At 69.5% G+C, this 24489-nt stretch carries 25 protein-coding genes and 1 riboswitch; of the genes, 10 read left to right on the forward strand and 15 right to left on the reverse strand.

Going from position 1 to position 24489, the window contains the following annotated elements; genetic code table 11:
- Positions 1 to 104: 104 nt before the first annotated feature.
- The gene (locus tag FR742_RS32360) at positions 105 to 434 is read right to left on the reverse strand and encodes a hypothetical protein (RefSeq protein WP_148035124.1); all 330 of its coding nucleotides are present in this window, start codon (positions 432 to 434) and stop codon (positions 105 to 107) included.
- Between the two features lie 121 nt (positions 435 to 555).
- On the opposite strand from FR742_RS32360, the gene FR742_RS32365 reads away from it, so the two are divergent.
- The 3 genes from FR742_RS32365 to FR742_RS32375 all read left to right on the forward strand — a co-directional run bounded on the left by FR742_RS32365 (position 556) and on the right by FR742_RS32375 (position 3683).
- On the forward strand, positions 556 to 2565 hold the full coding sequence (locus FR742_RS32365; protein WP_148035125.1) for an AAA family ATPase: 2010 nt from the start codon (positions 556 to 558) through the stop codon (positions 2563 to 2565).
- 70 nt (positions 2566 to 2635) lie between these two features.
- A complete protein-coding gene (locus FR742_RS32370; RefSeq protein ID WP_372452525.1) occupies positions 2636 to 3166 on the forward strand; it encodes a YbhB/YbcL family Raf kinase inhibitor-like protein in 531 nt (176 codons plus the stop codon).
- A gap of 97 nt (positions 3167 to 3263) precedes the next feature.
- On the forward strand, positions 3264 to 3683 hold the full coding sequence (locus tag FR742_RS32375; RefSeq protein WP_148035126.1) for a GNAT family N-acetyltransferase: 420 nt from the start codon (positions 3264 to 3266) through the stop codon (positions 3681 to 3683).
- A 162-nt stretch (positions 3684 to 3845) separates the two neighbouring features.
- Here the strand turns inward: FR742_RS32375 and groL are convergent, their stop codons facing one another.
- The 5 genes from groL to FR742_RS32400 form a co-directional block, all read right to left on the reverse strand.
- A complete protein-coding gene (gene groL, locus FR742_RS32380; RefSeq protein WP_148035127.1) occupies positions 3846 to 5474 on the reverse strand; it encodes a chaperonin GroEL in 1629 nt (542 codons plus the stop codon).
- A 306-nt stretch (positions 5475 to 5780) separates the two neighbouring features.
- Positions 5781 to 5984 (reverse strand): cold-shock protein, encoded by a 204-nt coding sequence (locus FR742_RS32385; protein WP_148035128.1) that lies wholly within the window; start codon positions 5982 to 5984, stop codon positions 5781 to 5783.
- A gap of 251 nt (positions 5985 to 6235) precedes the next feature.
- On the reverse strand, positions 6236 to 6511 hold the full coding sequence (locus FR742_RS32390) for a MoaD/ThiS family protein (protein ID WP_132331077.1): 276 nt from the start codon (positions 6509 to 6511) through the stop codon (positions 6236 to 6238).
- A 25-nt stretch (positions 6512 to 6536) separates the two neighbouring features.
- Positions 6537 to 7769, reverse strand: a complete 1233-nt coding sequence (gene thrC, locus FR742_RS32395) for a threonine synthase (protein WP_148035129.1) — start codon at positions 7767 to 7769, stop codon at positions 6537 to 6539.
- A 13-nt stretch (positions 7770 to 7782) separates the two neighbouring features.
- Positions 7783 to 7924, reverse strand: a riboswitch (SAM riboswitch).
- Between the two features lie 89 nt (positions 7925 to 8013).
- The gene (locus FR742_RS32400) at positions 8014 to 8568 is read right to left on the reverse strand and encodes an RNA polymerase sigma factor (RefSeq protein WP_148035130.1); all 555 of its coding nucleotides are present in this window, start codon (positions 8566 to 8568) and stop codon (positions 8014 to 8016) included.
- Positions 8569 to 8599: 31 nt separating this feature from the next.
- Between FR742_RS32400 and FR742_RS32405 the strand changes: the two genes are divergently transcribed.
- Positions 8600 to 10024, forward strand: coding sequence for a trehalose-6-phosphate synthase (locus tag FR742_RS32405; RefSeq protein ID WP_148035131.1), 1425 nt, complete (start codon positions 8600 to 8602; stop codon positions 10022 to 10024).
- 1 nt (position 10025) lies between these two features.
- Here the strand turns inward: FR742_RS32405 and FR742_RS32410 are convergent, their stop codons facing one another.
- Genes FR742_RS32410 through FR742_RS32420 form a run of 3 tightly spaced genes read right to left on the reverse strand, consistent with a single transcriptional unit; the run spans position 10026 to position 11833 of the window.
- Positions 10026 to 10637 carry a hypothetical protein gene (locus FR742_RS32410; RefSeq protein ID WP_148035132.1) on the reverse strand — a complete coding sequence of 204 codons (612 nt, stop codon included), beginning with the start codon at positions 10635 to 10637 and terminating at the stop codon, positions 10026 to 10028.
- A gap of 37 nt (positions 10638 to 10674) precedes the next feature.
- Positions 10675 to 11442, reverse strand: coding sequence for a trehalose-phosphatase (gene otsB, locus FR742_RS32415; protein ID WP_148035133.1), 768 nt, complete (start codon positions 11440 to 11442; stop codon positions 10675 to 10677).
- Positions 11443 to 11482: 40 nt separating this feature from the next.
- The gene (locus FR742_RS32420) at positions 11483 to 11833 is read right to left on the reverse strand and encodes a DUF3263 domain-containing protein (protein ID WP_148035134.1); all 351 of its coding nucleotides are present in this window, start codon (positions 11831 to 11833) and stop codon (positions 11483 to 11485) included.
- 119 nt (positions 11834 to 11952) lie between these two features.
- On the opposite strand from FR742_RS32420, the gene FR742_RS32425 reads away from it, so the two are divergent.
- The 3 genes from FR742_RS32425 to FR742_RS32435 all read left to right on the forward strand — a co-directional run bounded on the left by FR742_RS32425 (position 11953) and on the right by FR742_RS32435 (position 14637).
- The gene (locus FR742_RS32425) at positions 11953 to 12759 is read left to right on the forward strand and encodes an S-adenosyl-l-methionine hydroxide adenosyltransferase family protein (protein ID WP_148035135.1); all 807 of its coding nucleotides are present in this window, start codon (positions 11953 to 11955) and stop codon (positions 12757 to 12759) included.
- Positions 12760 to 12886: 127 nt separating this feature from the next.
- Positions 12887 to 13447 (forward strand): hypothetical protein, encoded by a 561-nt coding sequence (locus FR742_RS32430; RefSeq protein WP_148035136.1) that lies wholly within the window; start codon positions 12887 to 12889, stop codon positions 13445 to 13447.
- Positions 13444 to 14637 carry a S8 family serine peptidase gene (locus FR742_RS32435; protein WP_148035137.1) on the forward strand — a complete coding sequence of 398 codons (1194 nt, stop codon included), beginning with the start codon at positions 13444 to 13446 and terminating at the stop codon, positions 14635 to 14637. Before FR742_RS32430 ends, FR742_RS32435 begins: the two co-directional genes overlap by 4 nt.
- 53 nt (positions 14638 to 14690) lie before the next feature.
- On the opposite strand, the gene FR742_RS32440 is transcribed toward FR742_RS32435, so the two are convergent.
- From FR742_RS32440 to FR742_RS32460, 5 genes are all read right to left on the reverse strand, one after another.
- Positions 14691 to 15707, reverse strand: a complete 1017-nt coding sequence (locus tag FR742_RS32440) for an ABC transporter ATP-binding protein (RefSeq protein ID WP_148035138.1) — start codon at positions 15705 to 15707, stop codon at positions 14691 to 14693.
- Entirely contained in the window at positions 15691 to 16728 is a 1038-nt protein-coding gene (locus tag FR742_RS32445; RefSeq protein ID WP_148035139.1) for an ABC transporter ATP-binding protein, read from the reverse strand. Before FR742_RS32445 ends, FR742_RS32440 begins: the two co-directional genes overlap by 17 nt.
- A 12-nt stretch (positions 16729 to 16740) precedes the next feature.
- Positions 16741 to 17712 carry an ABC transporter permease gene (locus tag FR742_RS32450; protein WP_148035140.1) on the reverse strand — a complete coding sequence of 324 codons (972 nt, stop codon included), beginning with the start codon at positions 17710 to 17712 and terminating at the stop codon, positions 16741 to 16743.
- On the reverse strand, positions 17705 to 18649 hold the full coding sequence (locus tag FR742_RS32455) for an ABC transporter permease (protein ID WP_148035141.1): 945 nt from the start codon (positions 18647 to 18649) through the stop codon (positions 17705 to 17707). The genes FR742_RS32450 and FR742_RS32455 overlap by 8 nt, the downstream gene beginning before the upstream one ends.
- A gap of 124 nt (positions 18650 to 18773) precedes the next feature.
- Positions 18774 to 20411 carry an ABC transporter substrate-binding protein gene (locus FR742_RS32460; protein WP_148035142.1) on the reverse strand — a complete coding sequence of 546 codons (1638 nt, stop codon included), beginning with the start codon at positions 20409 to 20411 and terminating at the stop codon, positions 18774 to 18776.
- Positions 20412 to 20885: 474 nt separating this feature from the next.
- Between FR742_RS32460 and FR742_RS32465 the strand changes: the two genes are divergently transcribed.
- From FR742_RS32465 to FR742_RS44815, 3 genes are all read left to right on the forward strand, one after another.
- On the forward strand, positions 20886 to 21803 hold the full coding sequence (locus FR742_RS32465) for an ABC transporter permease (RefSeq protein WP_148035143.1): 918 nt from the start codon (positions 20886 to 20888) through the stop codon (positions 21801 to 21803).
- 64 nt (positions 21804 to 21867) lie between these two features.
- The gene (locus tag FR742_RS32470) at positions 21868 to 22659 is read left to right on the forward strand and encodes an ABC transporter ATP-binding protein (protein WP_372452527.1); all 792 of its coding nucleotides are present in this window, start codon (positions 21868 to 21870) and stop codon (positions 22657 to 22659) included.
- A gap of 521 nt (positions 22660 to 23180) precedes the next feature.
- On the forward strand, positions 23181 to 23339 hold the full coding sequence (locus FR742_RS44815; RefSeq protein ID WP_187281663.1) for a hypothetical protein: 159 nt from the start codon (positions 23181 to 23183) through the stop codon (positions 23337 to 23339).
- 190 nt (positions 23340 to 23529) lie between these two features.
- Here the strand turns inward: FR742_RS44815 and FR742_RS32475 are convergent, their stop codons facing one another.
- A complete protein-coding gene (locus FR742_RS32475; protein ID WP_148035145.1) occupies positions 23530 to 24372 on the reverse strand; it encodes a hypothetical protein in 843 nt (280 codons plus the stop codon).
- Positions 24373 to 24489: the final 117 nt, after the last annotated feature.

The following is a 24489-nucleotide window of genomic DNA, read 5'->3' on the forward strand; positions in this document are numbered from 1 at the left end:
CGCAACCGAATCCGGCTGCGACATACCCGATGATCCGGCAATGCCACCTGGTATGCCCGGATTTTGCGGCATTTCGTTATATGTCCGCCGTTTGCGAGGAGTGTTCACTTCGCCAGCAGCCCGCCGAGGAACAGCAGCCCTTCCGCGGCGATCCACGAGGCCACGCTCAGCCCCATGAACCGGGTGAACGTCCGCTCGTCCTGCCGCGCCGCCGGCAGCGCCCAGGCCGCCACCGTCAGGCAGGCGGCCACCGCGGCGAACAGCCCGGAGACCGAGGAGAACACGGCGAGCCGCTGGACGCAGGACGGCGACGACCCGCCGCAGAACGCCTCCAGCCCCCAGCCCGCGAAGACCGACAGCCCCCAGAGGGTGGCCAGCAGGAAGCTCGCGATCGTGGGAAGGATCGGGGAGAAGCCGAGTCGCACACGCGCCACGCCGGACTTCTTACCCCTCCCCGGCGACGGCTAAATGTTTTGAAGCCACCCCGACAGCCGCATTAAACTGGCGGATTCGCTGCCTTGTTACCCACCTCCGAGCGCCGGGAGGCACTTTCGCATGCCCACAGACCAACTGGCCCCCGACATACCCCCGGACCTGCCCACGGACGTCCTCGCCGCCGAGCAGGCCCATCTGGCCGAGTCCAGGGCCGCGCTGGCGGCCATGCGCGCGCACGCGCAGTCGCTGTCGGCCGACGCGGCCGGCGACTGGGTGTCGCAGCAGATCCTGCAGTCGCTGCTCGACCAGCGCGTGGCCGCCCTGGCCGATCACCCCGACACCCCGCTGTTCTTCGGCCGGCTCGACCGCTCGGCCGCCGACGACCTGCCCACCACGATCCACGTCGGCCGCCGCCACGTGCACGACGGCGACAGCCGTCCCCTGGTCATCGACTGGCGCGCCCCCGTGTCGCGCGCCTTCTACCAGGCCAGCCCCGCCGACCCGATGGACGTCACGCTGCGGCGCCGGTTCGGCTACCACGGCGGCGCGCTCACCGCGTACGAGGACGAACGGCTCGACCAGGGCACCGAGATCGGCCCGTCGCGCATCCTGACCGAGGAGATCGAGCGCCCCCGCACCGGCCCGATGCGCGACATCGTGGCCACCATCCAGCCCGACCAGGACGAGATCGTCCGCGCCGCGCTCACCCGTACGGTCTGCGTGCAGGGCGCGCCGGGCACCGGGAAGACGGCGGTCGGCCTCCACCGGGCCGCCTACCTGCTGTTCACCCACCGCGAGCGGCTCGCCAGGGCGGGCGTGATGATCGTCGGGCCGAACCGCGCCTTCCTCTCCTACATCTCCTCGGTGCTGCCCGCGCTGGGCGAGGTCAAGGTCGACCAGACCACGGTCGCCGGCCTGCTGGGCGACCACGCGGCCCCCGAGGACCCCGCGGTGGGCGCGGTCAAGGGCGACGCCCGGATGGCGGCCGTGCTGAAGCGGGCCCTGTGGCTCCACATCGTCAAGCCTGAAGAGGGCCTGGTCTACTCCAAGGGCGCCTACCGCTTCCGGGTGGCCGACCACGAGGTGCGCGAGATCGTCGCCTCGCTGCGCGGCACCACCCGCTACGGTCCCGGCCGCGCCGCCCTCGCCCAGCGGCTCGCGCACCTCGTGCTCGTACGGATGGAGCAGCGCGGCGAGTCACCCGACGACCGGGTGCAGGACGCGGTGGCCCGGTCCAGGCCGGTCAAGCAGCTGGTCGACGCCGTGTGGCCGAAGCTGGTGCCCGAGCAGGTGCTCTACCGGCTGCTGGCGGACGAGGAGTTCCTCGCCAGGGCCGCCAGGTCCGACCTGTCGCCCGAGGAGCGGCAGCTGCTGCTCTGGCGGAAACCGTACCGGGGATGGAAGTCCGCCAAGTGGAGCGCCGCCGACGCGGCTCTCCTCGACGAGCTGCGCGACCTGATCGAGCGCACGCCCTCGCTCGGCCACCTCGTCGTGGACGAGACGCAGGACCTGTCGGAGATGCAACTGCGGGCGCTCGGCCGCCGCTGCCGCAACGGCTCCGCCACCGTGCTCGGCGACCTGGCCCAGGGCACCACCCCCTGGTCCACCACGTCGTGGCGGTCGGTCCTGACGCATCTCGGGCAGGACGGCGAGGTCACCGAGCTGACGCTGGGCTTCCGCGTGCCGCGCGAGGTCCTCGACTACGCCGCCCGCCTGCTGCCGTCGATCGCCCCCGGGCTCGCCCCGCCCCGGTCCCTGCGTCCCGGCGCCGGGTCCCTCTCGATCCGGCCGGCCGGCGACCTCCACGAGGCGGTCCGCGACGCGCTGGCCCGCGAGGGCTCGATCGGCGTCATCGTCCCCGACGCCGCCGTCTCCGCCGTCTCCGGGTCGCTGTCGGGCGTCGCGCACGCCGTCCTCGACCCCGACTCCACCCAGGAGCACCGCCTCCTGGTGGTGCCGGCGACGCTCGCCAAGGGCCTGGAGTACGACCACGTCATCGTGATGGAGCCGGCCGACATCGTCGACGCCGAGCCCCGCGGCCTGGCCCGCCTCTACGTGGTGCTCACCCGTGCCGTCACCTCGCTCACGGTCCTCCACCGCAAGCCCCTGCCGCCCCAGCTCGCCCCGTGACAGGGACGGTGGCGGGGTAGGGGATCACTTCTAGGATGACGTCAAGGAGCTCTCACCCAAGGAGGATGCCGTGCCAGCACCGCTGCCACACGAATACCTGCCGTCGGTCCCCTCGCTCACGGTCCACAGCGACGACATGACGGACGGGGAGAGGCTGAGCGACCTCCACGTCTTCAACGACTGGGGCATGACGGGCCAGAACCTCTCCCCCAGCCTCCGCTGGTCGGGCGCCCCGGCGGAGACGCGCAGCTACGCGGTGACCTGTTTCGACCCGGACGCGCCCACGGGCAGCGGTTTCTGGCACTGGGTGCTGTTCGACATCCCGGCGTCGGTCACCGAGCTGCCCACGGGCGCCGGCACCGCGCCCGAGTTCAAGGGTCTCCCGCAGGGCGCAAAGCACGCCCGCAGCGACTACGGCTCCAAGGACTACGGCGGCGCCGCGCCGCCTCCCGGCGACCCGCACCGCTACGTGTTCACCGTGCACGCGCTCGGCGTCGACACCCTCGGCCTCGACACCGACACCAGCCCGGCCGTAGTGGGCTTCAACATCACCGCCAACACCCTGGCGCGCGGCCACATCGTCCCGCACTTCGGGATCTGACCACGCGAGCGCACCGCCTCCTCCGGGGGGCGGTGCCGCGTTTTGGCAGACCTCGTGATCCATACGGGGGATCCGGGTGGATTGGTAGCTTCCCCCCATGAGCGATCTAACGATCCGTCCGGGGGGCCTGGCGGACGTCGGACCTGTCCTGGAGTTCTGGCTGCACGCCGCCGAGGGCACCGACCGTCACGACTCGGCCGGCAAGGTGCGGGCGCTGGTCGAGCGGGACCCGCAGGCGCTGCTCCTGGCCGAGCTGGACGGCGCGCTGGCCGGCACGCTGATCGCGGGCTGGGACGGGTGGCGCGCCCATCTCTATCGCCTGGCCGTCCATCCGGCTCACCGTCGCCAGGGCATCGCCACCGCCCTGCTGGCCGCCGCCGAGACGCGTTTCGCCGCCTTCGGCGCGTTCCGGGCCGACGCGATGGTCCTTCATGACAACACGCTCGCCCACCACGCCTGGACCGCCGCCGGTTATGCGCCCCAACCGCAGTGGTCGCGATGGGTCAAGTCCCTTTAATCGTTTTCTGCCGGCCCAGGTATATCAGAACGTTATCGGCTCTCTACAGATAGTGGCGGCACCCGAAAAACCGCCGATAAGGGCGGTCGGAAAAGCGAAGCGGCCCGAACCGGAAACACCGGCGCGGGCCGCTCGCGAGAACCTCGGGTCGAGAACCCTCGATCAGAAGTCCATGTCACCGCCGCCGGGCATGCCGGCGGGAGCGGCCGGGGTCTTCTCCGGCTTCTCGGCGATGACAGCCTCGGTGGTCAGGAACAGCGCCGCGATCGAGGCGGCGTTCTGCAGCGCCGAACGCGTCACCTTGGCCGGGTCGATGATGCCCGCCTCGAACATGTTGACGTAGTCGCCGCTGGCCGCGTTGAGGCCCTCACCCGGGGTGAGGTTGCGGACGCGCTCGACCACGACGCCACCCTCAAGGCCGGCGTTGACCGCGATCTGCTTGAGCGGCTCCTCCAGCGCCTTGCGCACGATGGCCGCACCCGTGGCCTCGTCGCCCGGCAGCTCCAGCTTGTCGAACGCCTTGGCGCCGGCCTGCAGCAGCGCCACGCCACCGCCGGGGACGATGCCCTCCTCGACGGCCGCCTTGGCGTTGCGCACGGCGTCCTCGATGCGGTGCTTGCGCTCCTTCAGCTCGACCTCGGTGGCGGCGCCGGCCTTGATGACGGCCACGCCGCCGGCCAGCTTGGCCAGGCGCTCCTGGAGCTTCTCCCGGTCGTAGTCGGAGTCGGTGCGGTCGATCTCGGCGCGGATCTCGTTGACCCGGCCGGCGATCGCGTCGGCGTCACCGGCGCCGTCGACGATCGTGGTCTCGTCCTTGGTCACCACGACCTTGCGGGCGCGGCCCAGCAGGTCGAGGGTGGCGTTCTCCAGCTTGAGACCGACCTCCTCGGCGATGACCTGGCCGCCGGTGAGGATGGCGATGTCGGCGAGCATGGCCTTGCGGCGGTCGCCGAAGCCCGGGGCCTTGACGGCGACCGAGCGGAAGAGGCCGCGGATCTTGTTGACCACCAGGGTGGCCAGGGCCTCACCCTCGATGTCCTCGGCGATGATGAGGAGCGGCTTGCCGGACTGCACGACCTTGTCGAGCAGCGGCAGCAGGTCCTTGTTGGCCGAGATCTTCGAGTTGACGATCAGGATGTACGGGTCCTCGAGCACGGCCTCCATGCGGTCGGAGTCCGTGACGAAGTACATCGACGTCATGCCCTTGTCGAAGCGCATGCCCTCGGTGAGCTCCAGCTCCAGACCGAAGGTGTTGCTCTCCTCGACGGTGATGACGCCTTCCTTGCCGACCTTGTCCATCGCCTCGGCGATGAGCGAGCCGATCTCGGGGTCGGCGGCGGAGATGGAGGCGGTGGAGGCGATCTGCTCCTTGGTCTCCACGTCCTTGGCCAGCTTGGAGAGCTCCTCGCTGACGCGCTCCACGGCCGCCTCGATGCCCTTCTTCAGGGCCATCGGGTTGGCGCCGGCAGCGACGTTGCGCAGGCCCTCACGTACGAGCGCCTGGGCGAGCACGGTAGCGGTGGTGGTGCCGTCGCCCGCGACGTCGTCGGTCTTCTTGGCGACTTCCTTGACCAGCTCGGCGCCGATCTTCTCCCACGGGTCCTCGAGCTCGATCTCCTTGGCGATCGAGACACCGTCGTTGGTGATCGTGGGGGCGCCCCACTTCTTCTCCAGCACGACGTTGCGGCCCTTCGGGCCCAGCGTGACCTTCACCGCGTCGGCGAGCTGGTTCATCCCGCGCTCGAGACCGCGCCGGGCGTCCTCGTCAAACGCGATCATCTTGGCTGCCATTAGGCGAGACCTCCCAGATGCAGGGTGTCCTGGTGAGATCGAGCCGACGCCCGCGACGGCATGTGGGCCCACATCTCCGTTCGGCAGGCCCCATCGTCTCGATCCCCGTTGGCACTCATCAACATAGAGTGCCAACGACTGTTTAGCACTCTACCCCGTCGAGTGCAAGCTGACTCCACACCTGGCCAGGTCAACAGATCGCCGTCGAAGGTGTCCGTACGGCGGGCCCCGGGCGGCCCGCCGTACCCCAATGTGAGGTGGCAGTCACACGCACTGCGCTGGCGTGCGAGCTGCCGGTCGCACCAGCTAGGCGACAGCGCGGACGGATTCCGCCTGCGGCCCCTTCTGGCCCTGCGTGATCTCGAACTCGACCCGTTGTCCCTGTTCGAGAGAGCGATACCCGTCCATCATGATTGCCGAGTAATGGACGAATACATCCTTACCACCGTCTACCGCGATGAAGCCGTAGCCCTTGTCCGCGTTGAACCACTTGACGGTGCCCTGCGCCACTTCCGACTCCTCTTACTGGGCTCAGGGATCTCGCCCATTCGTCTGCGAGACCCACAATCGCCATGACTTATGGGGATATCGTCTGACGATCGCACTCGACCATACCTGTGGCATGGCGGTCGGCAACAGAGTCAATCCGCAAAAGCCTTATTTCACCCCTAGCTGAGTAGTTCAAGGTTGAATTTCCCACAAAAGGGAGAAGGCGCCCACATGGGGCGCCTTCCAGACGATCGCTCCGCCGAGCGGGGGGCTCAGCCGCCCGCGACGGCCGGGATGATGGAGATCTGCGTGCCCTCAGGGGCCGGAGTGTCCAGACCCTGGGCGAATCGGACGTCCTCTTCCCCCACGTAGACGTTAACAAAACGCCGAATCTTGCCCGATTCATCCAGAATGCGGGCGCCGATCCCCGGGTAGTCGGAATCGAGCTTGGCCAGGACGTCACGGAGAGTCGCGCCCTCCCCACTCACTTCCGCGTTGCCCCCGGTGTACGTGCGCAGGATGGTAGGAATCCGCACAGAAACGCTCATGTTATGGTCTCGCCTTTCCTGATTGTCAGACAGTCGCGCGGAACGCGTCGAGGGAGGGCCGGATCACGGCCGTGGGCTGCGCGTCGGCCGCGACGGCGTCGAGCGTCTTGAGCCCGTCGCCGGTGTTGAGCACCACGGTCTCGGCCTCCGGGTCGAGCTGCCCGGTCTCGACGAGCTTCTTCAGCACGCCCACCGTGACGCCGCCCGCCGTCTCGGCGAAGATGCCCTCGGTGGAGGCCAGCAGCTTGATGGCGGCCACGATCTCGGCGTCCGTCACGTCCTCGACGGCGCCGCCCGTGCGCCGGGCGATGTCGAGCACGTAAGGGCCGTCGGCGGGGTTGCCGATGGCCAGCGACTTGGCGATGGTGTCGGGCTTGACCGGCTGGACCACGTCGTGCCCGGCCTTGTAGGCGGCCGACACCGGCGAGCAGCCGAGCGCCTGCGCCCCGAAGACCTTGTAGGGCGTGTCGTCGACCAGCCCGAGCCGGATCAGCTCCTTGAAGCCCTTGTCGATCTTGGTGAGCTGGGAGCCGGACGCGATCGGGATGACGATCTGCTCAGGCAGCCGCCAGCCGAGCTGCTCGGCGATCTCGTACGCGAGCGTCTTGGAGCCCTCGGCGTAGTAGGGCCGCAGGTTGACGTTGACGAATCCCCACTTGTCGCCCATCGGGTCCCCGATCAGCTCCGAGCAGAACCGGTTGACCTCGTCGTAGGTGCCCTCGATGCCGATGAGCCTGCCGCCGAAGACGCGGGCCATGGCGATCTTGGCCTGCTCCAGCCCGGCGGGGATGAACACGCACGCGTCCAGGCCCGCCCTGGCGGCGGCGGCCGTCACGGCCCCGGCCAGGTTTCCGGTCGAGGAGCAGGAGAGCGTGTGGAAGCCGAAGTTGCGGGCCGCCTCGACGGCGATGGCCACCACCCGGTCCTTGAAGGAGTGGGTGGGGTTGCCCGAGTCGTCCTTCACGTACAGGGACTTGAGACCGAGCGCCCGGCCCAGGTTGCCCGCCTTGACGAGCGGCGTCCAGCCGGGGTTCATGTTGGGCTTGCTCGCGACGTCGGCGGGCACCGGCAGCAGGGAACGGTAGCGCCAGATGCTGGCCGGGCCCGACTCGATGTCGGACCTCTTGACGTCGCCGAAGTCGTAGGCCGCCTCCAGCGGCCCGAAACACTCGACGCAGGCGAAGTTGGGGCCGAGCGGATAGCGGGCGCCGCACTCGCGGCAGGAGAGAGCAGTGGCGGGACCGAAGTCGAGCGACATGAAGCGAGGCCTTCCCTCATCTTCGTCCGCGGCCACCCTGACCGCGGACCGGAATTGGCACCCTGTCCCGGTCGGCCTCGCCAGGTCGCGAGTCACAAGCCGGGAGGGTTGCCGGGGCTTCGCAGGGCCGGTCCCTCCACCCCTCTGGATGAGCAATGTTCAGTTGTGTGGTGCTGCTGACTCGGACTCTACCCAATCAACCACGTGACATGGACAGTCGTCTCACTTTCCGAGATGAACGATCTCACCGGTAGTCGTCGCCCAGCACACCCTGCACGTACTTGCGCGCCTGGTGGATGCGCGACTTGGCGGTGCCGAGCGGGATCTTGAGCTGCTCGGCCACCTCGCTGTAGTCGAGCTGCACGATGTCGCGCAGCACCAGCGCCTGCGCCAGGTCGGGCTTGTCGGCCTCCAGCGCCTCCATCGCGTCGAGCAGGTCGAGCCGCGAGCCCGCGATCACGCTGACCCGCCGCACGTCGGGCTTCTGCGTCAGCAGCTCGTCGGAGCTCTGCTCCGCCGACCTGCGCTTCAGCGAGCGGTACGTGGTGCGCGCGCAGTTGGCGGTCACGATGTGGAGCCAGGTGCTGAACCTGGCCCGCCCCTCGAACCTGGCGATGTTGCGCGCCACCGCGAGCAGGGTGTCCTGGGCCGCCTCCTCGGCGTCATGGTGATACGGCAGGATACGAGCGCAGTGCCGCAGCACGTCGGGCTCGATCCGTCGCAGGAGCTCGCCGAGTGAGCGATGATCGCCTCTGGCTGCGGCATGGGCGAGTTCCTCGGTGTGCTCATCTAGCGCCATAGCTGGGATCCTATGGTCGGAGGGAGCGTAAATGAACAGCGTCCTGCTCGCCTCGAACAGAGGCCCTGTGTCGTTCACCGTGTCCGACGACGGCGTCCTCACCATGAGACGCGGCGGCGGCGGTCTCGTCTCCGGGCTGTCCGGCGTGGCCAGGGACGAGGGCGTGCTGTGGGTGTGCGCGGCTCTGTCCGACGGCGACCGCAGCGCCGTCCGCCAGGCCCCCGGCGGCCGGCTCGACCACGCCGGCTACGAGACGGGCCCGCTGCGCATGCTCGACATCGCGCCCGCCACCTTCCACCGGGCCTACAACTCCGTGGCCAACTCCACGCTGTGGTTCGTCAACCACCTGCTCTACGACATCCCGAACGCGCCCCACTTCGGCACCCGGTTCCGGCGCGACTGGGAGTCCTACCGCGACTACAACGGCGCCTTCGCGCTCGCGCTGGCGGAGGGAGCCGCTCACGGCGCCCGGGTGATGGTGCAGGACTACCACCTGACGCTGACCCCGGCGATGCTCCGCGCCGAGCGGCCCGACCTGCGCATCGCGCACTTCAGCCACACGCCGTGGGCCCCGCCCGAATACTTCTCGCTGCTGCCCGACGAGGTGGCGCGAGAGGTGCTGGAGGGCGTCCTGGGCGCCGACCACGCCGGGTTCCTCACCCGCCGCTGGGCGGGCGCGTTCATGGACTGCTGCGAGACCGTGCTGGGCGCCGAGGTCGACCAGCGGGCCGCGACGATCACGTACGAGGGCCGCACCACCCGCGTCGGCGTGCACGCGCTGGGCGTCGACGGCAAGGCGCTGTGGACCCGCGCCGCCGAGCCCGACGTCGAGTCGCACATGGCGGCCATCAGGGAGGAGGTCGGCGACCGCAAGCTGATCGTGCGCATCGACCGCACCGAGCTGTCGAAGAACATCGTGCGCGGACTGCTCGCCTACAAGGAGTTCCTCGACGCCCACCCCGAGTGGCACGGCCGCGTCGTCCACCTGGCCTTCGCCTACCCGAGCCGCCACGACCTGCCCGAATACCGCGAATACACCGCGGCGGTGCAGCGCTGCGCGCAGGAGATTGAGGACGAGTACGCGACCGAGGACTGGAACCCCCTGATCCTCAACGTCAACGACGACTACCCGCGCTCCCTGGCCGCCTACCGGCTGGCCGACGTGCTGCTGGTCAACCCGATCCGCGACGGCATGAACCTGGTGGCCAAGGAGGGCCCGATCCTGTCGCCGCGCTGCGCGCTGGTGCTGTCGCGGGAGGCGGGCGCGTGCGCGGAGCTGGGCGCGCACGCGCTGGTGGTCAACCCGTACGACATCAGCGGCACCGCCGCCGCGCTGCACGCGGCGCTGGTGATGCCGGAGGCGGAGCGCGCCCGCCGCAGGGAGCGGCTGGAGGCGGCCGCCACCGCGCTGCCCCCGCAGAAGTGGCTGGCCGCCCAGCTCGACGCGCTCGCCTAGATCACTTCCAGTCGGCGTACTTCAGGGTGTCGGCGAGGTTCCCGGTGCTCCACTCGTCGACCACGAGGATCTGCGACTTCGGCAGATACCACTCGCGGGTGGTGAAGCTGACGCTGGTCTTCTTCCCGTTGCCGGTGCGGCAGCGGGTGGTGAACTCGTGGTAGTGGGCCTTGTGCCCGGGGCCGACCTGGCGCAGGCCCTTCTTGTGCGCGCCGACCCGCTCGCCGCGCAGGAGCATGCCGTTCTTCGGGCACTTCTGCACGTCGGAGGCGGGGTAGTAGCCGCCCCTGCCGGCGTCGTACGGGCCGAAGCCCTCGGCGCCCGTCCTGATCGCCTTCGGGCCGAGGATCCAGAAGCTCTTGCAGCCGGGAGCGAAGAAGCCACCCCTGGGGTTGGCGCAGGGTCCGGTGACCACCTTGATCCGGTCGGCGCCGACCCGGTGGACCACCCACTTGAGCGGGATGTAGAGGGTCAGGCCCTTGCGCAGCTTCAGTTCCTGGGCGGGGCCGGCGGTGGTCGAGGCGGCTGTCGTGGAGGCGGCGGCCGCGGAGGCGGGGGCCACGAGGACCGCCGCCGCGGCCACGGCCACGGCGGCGAGGTGCTTCTTGCTCATGCCCGGACCATAGGGGTGCCCACTTGCAAACTGGTCACTATCGGCTGAAAGCGGACGTCAACTCGCGGAGCAGCGCCACCACGCCCTCGGGGCCGTCGACGACGATGTCGGCCCGCTCGGCCAGCGCCGTGACCTCGGTGGAGCCGCTGCACACGGTCACGCCGGGCAGGCCCGACGAGCGGACCGCGTCGAAGGCGGCCAGGTCGCCGAGGTCGTCGCCCACGAAGAGCACCGACCTGGCGGAGCGCTCGGTCAGGAACGCGCCGAGCGCGTGCCCCTTGTCCATGCCGGACGGCCGCACCTCCAGCACCATCCGGCCGGGCTCGACGACCAGGCCGTGCTCGGCCGCCAGCGCGGCCAGCGGCTCGCGCAGCCGGGCCAGCGTGCCCTCGGGGTCCGCGCAGCGGCGGGTGTGCACGGCCACCGCGCGGCCCTTGTCCTCGATCGCCGCGTCGGTCACGCCCAGCGAGCCGAGCAGCAGCGGCAGTTCCGCCTTGGCCCGCGGCACCCCGGCCGGCGGCGGGGGCGCGGAGGTCCGCCCGTCCTCCCACCGCTCGAAGCCGTAGTGGCCGAGGATGACCAGGCCCGGCACGTCCTTGAGCGCGGGCCCCAGCTCCAGCACCTTGGCCGGCGGCCGTCCGGTCACGATGGCCACGGCGCCCACGTGCCGGCCCAGCTCGGCCAGCACCGGAGGCGCGCCGGGGTGGACGACGGCGGTGTCGGGGTCGGGCACGATCGGCGAGAGGGTGCCGTCGAAGTCGAGCCCGATCACGGCGCCGGCCGGATCCTTCAGTATCGCTTCCATTCCAGGGATGTCGCTCACGCCGCCTGCCGTACCCAGCCGGTCAGGGGCGCATGCCGAGCCGGCGGGCGGAGCGCTCGCGCCGGCGGGCGGCGCGCAGCCTGCGCAGTCGCTTGACCAGCATGGGGTCGTGCGCCAGCGCCTCGGGACGGTCGATCAACTCGCCGAGCAGCTGGTAGTAGCGGGTGGCGGAGAACCCGAAGGTCTCCTTGACGGCCTGCTCCTTCGCGCCCGCGTAACGCCACCAGTGGCGCTCGAAGGCGAGGAGCTCGAGTTCGCGGTCGGTGAGGGGCCGGTGGACGGGTTCCTGGGCGTCGTCCTGGTCTGCCCTGTCCTCTGCCCTCTGGTCGGCCCTCTGGTCGGCACTGTCACCGTTTGACGGTGCAGTGTCCATGGTGTCCTCCTCAGGAACGGGCGGCGCGACGATGGCTTCGCGCGCAGGCGGCCCGTCGCCATCGTAATGTGCCGAGTGCGGCTGTTCACGGCGGATTGAGAGACGTACAGTCACTAAGTGTGACCTCTGTCATCACACTTCTCACGGATTACGGGCTCGAAGACGGTTATGTCGCCGCCTGCCACGGGGTGATCGCCGGGATCGCCCCCGAGGTCCGGGTGATCGACGTGTGCCACCTGGTCCCGGCGGGTGACGTGCGGCGCGGCGCGGCGATCCTGGCCCAGACGATCCCGTACATGCCCGTGGGCGTGCACGTCGGGGCGGTCGACCCGGGCGCGGGAGGCGCCAGGCGCGCGATCGCGGTCGAGGCGGGCGGCCGGGTGTTCGTGGGGCCGGACAACGGGCTGCTGTCGTGGGCGGTGCGCGCCAGCGGCGGCGCGCGGGCGGCGTACGAGCTGAGCAACGCCGAGCACTTCCTGCACCCGGTATCGCCCACGTTCCACGGCCGTGACGTGTTCGCGCCGGTGGCCGGGCGGCTGAGCAACGGGCTGCGGCCGCGCGAGCTGGGCCCGCGGGTGCCGGTGGAGAGGCTGGTGTCGCTGCCCGCGCCGACGTCCGTGCTGCGCGAGGGCGCGGCCGAGGGCGAGGTCGTCTCGGTCGACCGCTACGGCAACACGCAGTTGTCGATCACGGCCGGCGACCTGGAGGCGCTGGGGCTGCGGGTGGGCGACACGCTCGGCGTGTCGCTGGGCCGGCGGCGGCTGTCGATGCCCTACCGGGAGACGTACGCGGCGGTCCCGCCCGGTGAGCTGGTGGCGTTCGCGGACTCGGCGGGCCTGATCGCGTTCGCGGTGAACTCCGGCGACGCGGCGCAGCGCCTCGGCCTGCCTCCGGGGGCGCATGTCCGGTTGTCACCCTCCGTATAACGCAAAAGCCAACAAACACCAATTACGTGGCGTATCGGACTGTTTACTGAACCGTCGGACTGAGGCCCTGACCCCGTGCCAGAATTCACGGCAGATCGGGCGCCCCCTCCCCCCGTTCGAGGTTCACGTGTTTCAGCTGTCCCTGCTCCTGCTCGCCCTCCTGTCCGTGTTCTGTTGCCCCGCCGCGCCGCCGGTGCCCGAGCGCTGGCGTGCCTGGCCGGTGACGCGGGTGTTCCCGTACGCCGTCCCCGGCACCAGCCCGTCCGGCGCACAGGTCACCTACCTGCTGGCCGGGGTCGCGCCCGAGGCGTCCTGCGCGGCCGCCTTCCAGCCCGCGCTGCCCGCCTGCGTCACCGCGCTGCGCGCCACGTACGCCGACAGCACCGCCACCTACGTCGCCACCGCCGGCATCGCGGTCCTGGCCCGGCCCGTGCCCCCGGGCGCGGCCGGGCCCCTGCGCGTGCCCGCCGTGCGGCCGGTCGCCTTCCCCGGCGGCCCCGCCGAACGCTTCGGCGAGCGGCAGTGCTTCACCGGGACCCTGATCGCCTCCCACGCGCCGTACGTGATCGCCACCACCGCCGGTTACGCGGACGGACGGTCGTTCCGTCCGGGTGACCAGGCCGTGCCCCGGCTCGGTGGTTTCGCCCGCCAGCTCGCCACCGAGCTGCACCGGGGCCTCACCGGATGAGGCGGCCGCGCCTGCGGGCGGCGCTGCTGTCCCTGTTCCTGCTGTTCCCGTCGTCCCAGCTCGGCCTGGCCACGCCCGCCGCCGCGGACGACGAGATGGGCGCCCTCGCCAGAGACAAGCAGTGGCAGCTCGGCACGCTGCGGCTGCACGACGCCTGGCGGGTCACCCAGGGCGACAACGTGCTGGTCGCGGTGCTCGACACCGGGGTCCGCGGCGACCACCAGGACCTGCGCGGCTCCGTCGTGCACGGCCCCGACCTGACAGGAGCCGGCCGGGCCGGCGGAGTGTGGGGCCACCACGGCACCGCCATGGCCAGCCTCATCGCCGGCCACGGCCACGGCAAGGGCAAGGCCGGCGGCGTGCTCGGCGTCGCGCCCGCCGCCAAGGTGCTGTCGGTACGCGTCACGCTGGAGAACTCCGATCCCCGGCGGGCCAAGCGGCGCGCCGGCGGCCACGACGCGCTCGCCAAGGGCATCCGCTACGCCGTCGACCGGGGCGCCCAGGTCATCAGCATGTCGCTCGGCGGCGGCAGCGGCTCCTGGGAGGGCTCGGCCGCCGAGGAGGAGGCGGTGCAGTACGCGGTCGCCCACGGCGCGGTGCTGGTCGCCTCCTCCGGCAACGACGGCGAGAGCACCAACAGGAAGAACTTCCCCGCCGCCTACCCCGGCGTGATCGCCGTGGGCGCGGTCGACAGGAACTTCCGGCTCGCCGGGTTCTCCAACCGCCAGGACTACCTCTCGGTCGTCGCCCCCGGCGTCGACATCGTCTCCGCCAACGGCGCCCGCCGGTACGTGGTCGGCGACGGCACCAGCTCGGCCGCCGCCATGGTCGCGGGCATCGCCGCGCTGATCAGATCCGCGTACTCGGACCTGTCGCCGTACCACGTGCGGCGGGCCATCGAGCTCGGCACCAGGAAGCGCCCGCGCGGCGGCTACAGCACCGGCTACGGCCACGGCGTCGCCGACGCCGCCCTGGCGCTGCGCGTGGCCGAACGCCTGGCCGGCCCCACCCAGCCGCCCCCGCTCCCCGCGGAGCACTTCGGCGAGGACCCGTCCGGCCCCCCGCCGGGCTCCCGCGCCCTGGTCATCGCGGGCCTGGTGGCGCTGGCCCTGGCCCTGTCGGCCCGCATCCTGCTCCACCACGATCGTCGCCGAGCCGTTCCCTGGAGCCGCGGCGGGGCTCCCCCCTGACACGACCGCCCCCGCACCGAAGGGCGCGAGGGCGGCGGCGACGACACGCACCGCTAGTTCACATGCACCACGTCATGCGTCTCGGCGAAATGGCAGGCGCTCTCGTGGGACGTGCCCGGCCGGATCTGCAGCAGCGGCTCCTCCGTCGCGCAGATCTCCTGCGCCTTCCAGCACCGCGTGCGGAAGCGGCAGCCGGACGGCGGGTTGGCCGGCGACGGCGGGTCGCCCTGGAGGATGATCCGCTCGCGCTGGTCGCGGCCCTCGGGGTCGGGGACCGGCACCGCCGACAGCAGCGCCTGGCTGTACGGGTGCGCGGGCTTGTCGTAGATCTCGACGTCCTTGCCGAGCTCGACGACCTTGCCCAGGTACATCACCGCGACCCGGTCGGAGATGTGGCGGACCACCGACAGGTCGTGGGCGATGAAGATGTACGCCAGGTTGAACTCGTTCTGCAGCCTCTCCAGCAGGTTGATCACCTGGGCCTGGATCGACACGTCCAGCGCCGAGACCGGCTCGTCACAAACGATGATCTCCGGCTGGAGCGCCAGCCCGCGGGCGATGCCGATGCGCTGGCGCTGACCGCCCGAGAACTGGTGGGGGTAGCGGTTGATGTGGTCGGGGTTGAGCCCGACGACCTCCAGCAGCTCCTGCACCTTGCGGGTGCGGTCGCCCTTCGGCGCCACCTCGGTGTGGATGTCGAACGGCTCGCCGACGATGTCGCCGACGGTCATCCGCGGGTTGAGCGAGGTGTACGGGTCCTGCATCACCATCTGGATGTTGCGCCGCATCCGCTTGAGCTCGGCGCCCTTGGCCTTGGCGATGTCACGACCGTTGATCTTGACGGAGCCGGAGGTGGGCCGCTCCAGCGCCATCAGCACCTTGGCGAGGGTGGACTTGCCGCAGCCGGACTCGCCCACGACGCCGAGCGTCTCGCCGCTGGCGAGGTCGAAGGAGACGCCGTCGACGGCCTTGATGGCCCCGATCTGCTTCTTGAACATGATCCCCTGGTTGAGGGGGAAATGCTTCACCAGATCGCGGACCTCGAGGATCGTCTCACCCTTGGTCGCCATCGAGGACCTCCCTCCAGTAGTGGCAGGCGCTGTTGCGCGTGCCGCTGATCTCGTAGAGCGGGGGGCTGTCGGTCACGCAGTTGTCCTGCCGGTACGGGCAGCGCGGGTGGAAGGCGCAGCCGGTCGGCATGTCGAGCAGGTTGGGCGGCAGGCCCTTGATGGCGTACAGGTCCTGGCCCTTGAGGTCGACCCGGGGGATCGACTCCAGCAGCCCCTTGGTGTAGGGGTGGGCAGGCGCCTTGTAGATGTCGTGCACGGAGGCGTTCTCCACGATGCGCCCGCCGTACATGACCGCGATCTTGTCGGCGACGTCGGCGACGACGCCGAGGTCGTGGGTGATCAGGATCATGCCCATGTTGCTCTCGCGCTGCAGCTCCGCGAGCAGCTCCATGACCTGGGCCTGGACCGTCACGTCGAGCGCGGTGGTCGGCTCGTCGGCGATCAGCACCTCGGGGTCGAGCGCGATCGCCATGGCGATCATGATGCGCTGCCGCATGCCCCCGGAGAACTGGTGCGGATAGTCGTTGACGCGCTGCTTGGCGCCCGGGATGCGGACCCGGTCCATCAGCTCGACGGCCTTCCTCATGGCGTCGCGCTTGCCCATGCCGCGGTGCACCCGGAACATCTCGCTGATCTGCCAGCCCACGGTGAACACCGGGTTGAGCGCGGAGAGCGCGTCCTGGAAGATCATCGCGATGCGCTGGCCGCGCACCTGCGTGCGCGCCTCCTCCGAGAGCCTGAGCAGGTCGGTGCCGTTGAAGCGGACCTCCCCCTTGGGGATGCGCGCCGGCGGCATGTCGAGGATGCCCATGATCGCCTGCGCGGTCACGGACTTGCCGGAACCCGACTCGCCCAGGACGGCGAGGGTCTCGCCCGCCTGGAGCGAGTAGCTCACCCCGTTGACCGCCCGTACCAGGCCGGCGCGCGTGGCGAACTCCACGTGCAGGTCGTCCACCGCGAGCAGCGGCTCGTTGCCCAGCCCTCCCTCGGCAGGCAACGCGTGCGGCGATGTCTTGCTCATGTTTCCCCCCTCCTACCTGAGCTTCGGGTCGAGCGCGTCGCGTACGGCGTCGCCCAGCATGATGAACGCGAGCACCGTGATGCTCAGGAACAGGGCCGGGAACACCAGCGGCAGCGGCGCCTCCAGGAACCGGTTCCGGGCGTCGGCGATCATCAGGCCCCAGGAGATGTCGGGCGACTGCACGCCGACCCCCAGGAAGGACAGCGCGGCCTCGGCCGCGATGAAGCCGCCCAGGTTGATGGTGGCGACGACGATCACCGGCGCGAGCGCGTTCGGCAGCAGGTGCCGGAACATGATGCGCGCCTGGCCGGCCCCCAGCGCCTTGGCCGCCAGCACGAAGTCCTGGCTTCTCGCGGTGATGACGGCCGCCCGCATGATGCGGAAGGTCATCGGCCACGCCAGCACCGAGAGCGCGATCACCACGATCCAGATGCCGATCCCGGCGTCCCGGAACGTCGCCGTGATGAGCAGCGCGCCCAGGATGGAGGGGATGGCGAAGAAGACCTCGGTGACGCGGGACGTCAGGACGTCGGTCCAGCCGCCCCGGGTGCCCGCCAGCAGGCCGAGCAGCCCACCGACCAGCGCCGTGATCACCGTGGTGGCGACACCGATGATGATCGAGTTCTTGGCGCCGTAGATGGTCTTGGCGTACACGTCGCAGCCGAGGTTGTCGCGGCCGAAGATGTGGCCGGCGCTCGGGCCCTGGCGAGCGGTGGAAAGCTCGCAGGTCTTCGCGTCGAACGGGTTGATCGAGGTGAACAGCGACGGCCAGAATGACATGACCAGCAGGATCGCGATCAGGACCAGCGAGAAGATGAACATCGGCCTGCGGCGCAGGTCGTACCAGGCGTCTCGCCAGAGGCTCGCCGGCTTCGCTTCCTTCTTCTTGGGCTGCTTGACCGGCGGGGACGGCTGGTTCTCCGTCAGCGACTGGGTTTCGGGGAACGCCGGCCCGACCTGGCCCAGCTGCGGTGTCTCACTCATAGCGGATCCTCGGATCGAGCACGGCGTACAGCATGTCGACGATCAGGTTCGCCACGATGTACACCAGCACCAGGATTGTCACGATACCTACGACGATGGGTTGCTCACGTAGGTAAACGCCCTGATACAACTGCAAGCCGATGCCCGGCAGGTTGAAGATGGTCTCCGTGATGATGGCGCCGCCCATGAGCACGCCCAGGTCGGCTCCGAGATAGGTGACCATCGGGATCAGCGCGTTGCGCAACCCGTGTCTGCCCACGACCCGCCGTCTCGACAGGCCCTTCGCGGTGGCGGTGCGGATGTAGTCGGAGCGTAGCGTCTCGACCAGACTCGTCCTGGTCAGACGTGTCAGGTACGCGATCGACGTGCCGGCCAGCACGAAGCCCGGCAGCAGGTACGACTGCAGGCCCTGGCCGACTCCCGCGATGGGGAAGAACTCGATCCCGGTGACCTGCTTGAGCCAGACGCCCAGCCACAGCTGCAGCACGAAGCCGGTGACCAGGGTCGGCACCGAGATGAGCAGCAGCGTCGAGGCCAGGATCGCGGTGTCGGTGGCCCGGCCGCGGCGCAGCGCCGCCCAGAGGCCGAGCAGCAGGCCGATGATGGCCTCCATGACCAGCGCGGTGAACGCGAGGTTCAGCGTGACCTGGAACTTGCCCGCCATCAGCTGGGTGACGGGGACGCCGGCGAAGGTCTTACCGAAGTCACCGTGGAAAAGGATGCCGCTGATGTAGTACCAGTACTGGACCAGCAGCGGATCGTTCAGGTGATACTGCTCGCGGATGATGGCGGTGATCGCCGGGTCCTGGCGCTTCTCGCCGGCGAGCGCCTCGATGGGGTCACCAGGAAGCGCGAACACGATGGCGAAGATGAACAGGGTGGCGCCCAGCAGGACTGGTATCGCCTGGATCAGGCGCCTGATGATGTAACGGCCCATACAAGCCTCCCGTACATGCCAGAAGGCAGTCCCTGGGAACCTTGGGTGGCGCGTGCCCAAGCGACTGCCTTCGTGGCGGGCTCACGAGGGGTGGACGGCGTCCCGCCCACCCCCGTATATAACGTCAGGCCTTCTCGACGTCAGCCCATTCAACCTGGTTGAGCAGATTGATTCTGACGTTCTTCACCTGAGTGGAGTACCCAGAGTTGTTCCGGTAGAAGTACACCGGAACGTACGGGAGGTCCTTGATCAGGACATCGTCGGCCTGCTGGTAGAACTTCAGGCCCTCTTCAGGGCTCTCCGCCTGGTCGCCCTTGGCCACCAGCTCGTCGAACTCCTTGCTGGAGTAGCCCGCGTAGTTGGAGCCGGTCTTGATGGCGCCGGTCGAGAAGATCGGCGACAGGTAGTTCTCTGCCGACGGGTAGTCGACCGCCCAGCCCATGCGGAACATGCCCTTGTACTTCTTGGCGTCCAGGTCGTCGAGGATGTTCGCGAACTTCTCGAACGGCCTCACGGTGACCTCGACGCCGAGGTTGGCCCGCAGGTTGTTGGCGACGGCCTCGATCCACTCCTTGTGGCCGCCGTCGGCGTTGTAGCCCAGCTCCAGCTTGGCCGGGCCGTTGGCCGCCGCGTACTGCTCCTTCGCCTTGCCCGGGTCGTAGGTGCAGGCCGCGCAGGCGCCCTGGCGGTAGCCGTCGATGGCCGGGTTGATGAAGTCGTCGGCGGGGGCGCGGGTGCCGGAGAAGACCGTCTCGGCGATGGTCTTCCGGTCGATGGCCATCGAGATGGCCTCCCGCATCCGGACGTCCTTGTACTCGTCGTTGTACTGCAGCGGGAAGCCGATGTAGCCGATGCCGGCGTCCGGCTGGTCCTGGTAGCGGTCGCCCAGGGCCGTCTTCGCGCTGGAGATGGCCGAGGCCGGCAGCGAGTCGTGGATGTCCACGTTGTTCGCCTGCAGGTCGTTGTAGGCCGTCTCGGAGCTGTTGTAGAGCTTGAACTGGAGCTTGGTCCAGCCGTTGGGCTTCTTGGCCGGGTACTTGTCGTACACGGAGAGGTCGACCGTCTGGTCGGTGCCCTTCTTGTACGGCTTGTCGAGCTTGAAGAGGCCCTGGCCGATCGGCTTCTCGCCGTACTCGTTGGTCACCTTGCCGTCGGCGCCGAAGGCGGCCTTGGGCAGCGGGTAGAAGGCGGTGTAGCCGAGCATCGTCCTGAACTGCGAGAACGGCGCCGCCAGCTCGACGGTGAAGGTCGAGTCGTCGACGACCTTCAGGCCTTCCATCTCCTTGGTGGTGACTTCCTTGCCCTCACCCGGGTTCAGCGCGTCGTAGCCCTTGACGCGGCCGAAGAAGTAGCCGGCGCCCTGCGCGTTGTCCTGGTTGGCGGCGTAGTTCCACGCGTCGACGTAGTTCTGTGCGACGAGCGGCTCACCGTTGTGCCAGGTGTAGCCCGACTTGAGCTTGATCGTCCACGTGATGTTGTCTTCCGTGGTGATCGACTCGGCAGCGGCTTCTACGACCTGCTTGTTCTCGTCGTAGTTCACCAGGGGCTCGAAGACGGCCGCGAGGAGCTCGGAGCCCTCGGACTCGGTGGTGTTCGAGGGGACCAGCAGGTTCTGCGGCTCACCCAGCTCCATGCGGACCGGCGTGTCGCCGCCATCCGCCGCGGGGTCACCGGACGGGCTGGCACCGCCGCCGCACGCGGCAACCGCGAGAGCGAGCAGCGCGGTACCGGCGACGATCCGTGCGCCTCTAGTAACACGCATGGTGAAAAAATTCCTCCCTCTACCAAGGTGGGCGTAAGCGCTGAGCTGCGATGATCGTGAGCAGCCTGACGGGGGGTTCCTTGTAATCCCCCGGGTTTGGCTGACCTGGTCAAACCAGCCGACGCCCTGCCAGTCGATCGCGACTATCTCCTACTACTTGCCACCAGCACGTCTCTGGCGCGTTGCAGTTCGGTCACACGTCCGCCTGTCCCACGTCGCGCCCATACGGCTCGCAAGGGGATGAAGTGCATAAACGAGTCAGACGGGCATTCGCGGGGACGGGAAGTGTCGATGAAAAATACCTCCTACCAGACGGTGCTCGTGCCGTTGCCGCCATCGTCCGTCCCGCTGGGCTACGGTTGAGCGAGTCTTGACGGTGGCTTGGAACCGAGCGCCACGAGACACCGTCCAACTGTCGGCCGCGCGCCACGCGGCAGGCATCCCGAGCAACCCGGATCCAATAGAGTCCATCCCATGAGCCAGCCGGAATCCGCTGTCGCGGACGCCCAGGCGGGCGGCCGAAGCGGGCAGGAGCCGCTGGCCAAGCTCGCCGAGAGATACGGGCTTCGCCGTGCCATCGCACGGCCGAGGTTTCTCGTCTATGTGCGCCAACTCGCGGAGCGACGACACTTCATCCTGACGTACGCGACCTCGCGCAACGTCTCGAAGTACTCCAGCTCCGCTCTCGGCCAGCTGTGGCAGGTCCTGACCCCCCTGCTCAACGCGGCCATCTACTATGTGATGTTCGGCATAGTCCTCGGCGGCCGCGACGGCGTCGAGAACTACCCGGCCTTCCTGCTGATCGGCATCTTCGTCTTCACCTACACGCAGCGCAGCGTCACCGCGGGCGCCAAGTCGATCTCCGGCAATCTGTCGCTGATCCGTGCGCTCCACTTCCCACGCGCCGCGCTGCCCCTGGCCTACACCATCCAGGAGCTCCAGCAGCTCGCCATCTCCATGGGCGTGCTGGTGCTGATCGTGTTCATCACCGCCGAGGTGCCTACGTGGTACTGGTTGATGATCCCGGTCGTGCTGATCCTGCAGACCATGTTCAACGTCGGCGCCGGGCTGGTGATGGCACGGCTCGGGTCCTCCATGCGGGACCTCAACCAGCTGCTGCCGTTCATCACCCGCACCTGGCTCTACGCCTCCGGTGTCTTCTTCTCCATCCAGGACAAGGTGGTGGAGACCGCGGGTCTGCCGCAGTGGGTCGCCACCGCCATGTACCTCAACCCGGCCGCCTCGTACATCGAGTGGATGCGGGACATCTTCATCTACAAGCACACTCCCCCGCCGATGGTGTGGATGGCTTGCGTATTCTGGGCAGTATTCGCACTCTGCTTCGGCTTCTGGTACTTCTGGCGGGCTGAGGAGAGGTACGGGCGTGGCTGACCTGACCGAGGAGCTGGCAAAGGTGAAGGGCGAGGAGCCCGCCGTCCCAAGCAAGGACGTCCGGGTGCATCCCGACCCGGAGCCCGCTAAGGGCCCCTTGGACGTGCCCACGGGCACGCCGACGGTCATCGTCGACGATCTCCACATCGTCTACCGCGTCTACGGCGCCGCGTCGGAGTCCGAGAAGGGCAACGCGGTCAACGCCTTCATGCGCATCGTGAAGCGCCAGGGCAGGCCGCAGATGAAGGAGGTCCACGCCGTCAAAGGCGTCTCCTTCGTGGCCTACCACGGCGACGCCATCGGCGTCGTCGGCCGCAACGGCTCCGGCAAGTCCACGCTGCTGCGCGCCATCGCCGGCCTGCTGCCGCCCCACTCCGGCGCCGTCTACACCGACGGGCAGCCGTCGCTGCTGGGCGTCAACGCGGCCCTGATGCGCGAGCTGACCGGCGAGCGCAACATCATCCTCGGCTGTTACGCCATGGGCATGACCCCGGCGGAGGTCAGGGAGAAATACCAGGAGATCGTCGACTTCTCCGGCATCGACGAGTTCGTCCAGCTGCCGATGTCCACCTACTCCTCCGGCATGGGCGCCCGGCTCCGCTTCGCCATCTCCTCGGCCAAGACCCACGATGTCCTGCTCATCGACGAGGCCCTGGCCACGGGTGACCGCGAGTTCCGCAAGAAGAGCGAGCAGCGCATCCGCCAGATCAGGGAGTCGGCGGGCACGGTCTTCCTGGTGGCCCACGACCTGCGGGTGATCCAGCAGACGTGCAACCGGGTGATCTGGCTCCACAAGGGAAAGATCAAGATGGACGGCGACCCCAAGGAAGTCCTCGCCGCCTACACCAAGGGCTGACCACCCGGTCGCGCCGCTTCGGCCGGTCGGGCCTCTCAGGCAGGCTGCACCACTTCCCCTGCCGCTCGGGGCGGGTCGCGCCGCTTCACGCGGGTCGGGACTCTCGGGCAGTTGCGTCACTCCCCTGCCGCTTCACGCGGGTCGTCCGCTTCGGCCGGTCAGGGTTCTCGAGCACCTGCGCCACTGCCCGTACCGCTTGGGCGGTCGCGGCGCTTCTCGCGGGTCGCGCCGCTTCGCGTGGACGCGGTGCTTCGGCTGGGTCACTCTCACGGGCCGTTCCCGACGGCGGGCGGTCGTCCGTGACGATTCGCCGGCCGCGAGGCGGAAAACCTTTTGGGGAAACCCCTCGGGTGGACCGCCGTGATGCGTGCCTTCGGCACGCTCAGCCCGCCGTAGATTTCGAGACGGTGTGCGAGAAGTCGGCCGGGGCTGAGCGTGTAGGACTGACACGAGGGGTCAGCGTTCGCTAGGATTCGAACGTCGGTTCGAGCTTGGGAACGGTGATGGAGTGGGGGGACACGATGGGTGAGCTCTCGGCCGCTATCGACCACCTGGCCACCGAGGATGTGACCGAGATACCCACGATGCAGCTCGCCGAGCAGTTGCTGGAGCTGCACTGGCAGATGGCGAGGCTGCAGGCCCAGATCGCCCGCCGCACGGGCGTGCGGCTGCCCGGATAGAAAGCGAACCGCCGCCGACCCTGGTGCGGGCCGGCGGCGGGGCCGCGGCTCACGGCGCCGCCACCCTGCAGACTTGGGCGGCGCCGGCGAGCGCGGCGGGGGTCGGGAAGCCACTCCCGGGGATGGGCTCCCGCAGGATGCGGGGCCCGGCGATGCTTCAGAGGGTGCGGAGCTCGGGTCCGCCAGAGGATCAGCGGTAGTGCCAGGGGTCCCGGACCATGCTGGTGAGGGCGGCCGTGGTCCAGCCCAGCGCGGCGACGGTGTCGGTGTAGGCGCTGGTGGCCTTCGTCCCGTTGGTGGAGACCAGGGCGGAGGCGTCCTCGACGAGCGGGGCGATCTCATCGATGGAGGCGACCTGAGTGGTGCCGGGCAGCGACTCCAGCAGCGGCGCCGTCTCGGCGGGCGCCACGCGGCCGACGAGCGGCGCCAGACGTCCGTTGCTGGATCGCGGCAGCGCCTGCTTCGCGGCACGCGACATGCCGACGACCGTTTCCTGCAGCGACAGATGGGCCACGCCTGTCGTGGCGCCGTCCAGCGCCGACGTGGCGCCGTCCAGCGCCTCGGTGGAGCCGTAGCGTCCGCCCGGCACCATCCGGGTCGTCGACAGCGACGCCGTGGCGCCGCCGAGCGAGCCTTCGAACAGGTAGGCGACCTGGGCGAAGGCGCCCTCGAACGTGTCCTCCTGCGTCGGCTTGACCTGCGCCCTGGGCTTGGCCGGGCGCGAGGCGGCGAGGCCGTCCAGGGGCAGGGTGTTGGACAGGCCGTCGAGCCCAGGGCGTCCCTGCGGCCTGGTCTGGTTCTGCGCGGGCTTGGCGGAGGCCTTGGCGCCTGCGCCGAACAGCCCGTCCAGCAGGCCGCCGGCGAGCCCGCCCACCAGGCCGTCGAGCGGCGAGCCGTCGCTGTCGCTCCGGACCTGGTCGCGCTTCGTGGGCGAGGCGCCGAGGTCCCTGGCCTGGGCCTGCGCCGGCACGGCGAGTGCCGCCGCGAGCCCGAATGCCGTTACGGCGACCGCCGTCTTCATTACACGTTTCATGATTTGCCTTCCCGGCTCGTGATCGATCGCTTCGGAGAGCATTGAATTGCGAATCGATAACCCCCGAATGCCGTGGCGTACACGCTATGGGCACCGCACGAAGCGCGCCGTCCGCGG

Origin of the sequence: Nonomuraea sp. C10 (genome assembly GCF_008017515.1) — a bacterium.
Classification (GTDB): domain Bacteria; phylum Actinomycetota; class Actinomycetes; order Streptosporangiales; family Streptosporangiaceae; genus Nonomuraea; species Nonomuraea ferruginea.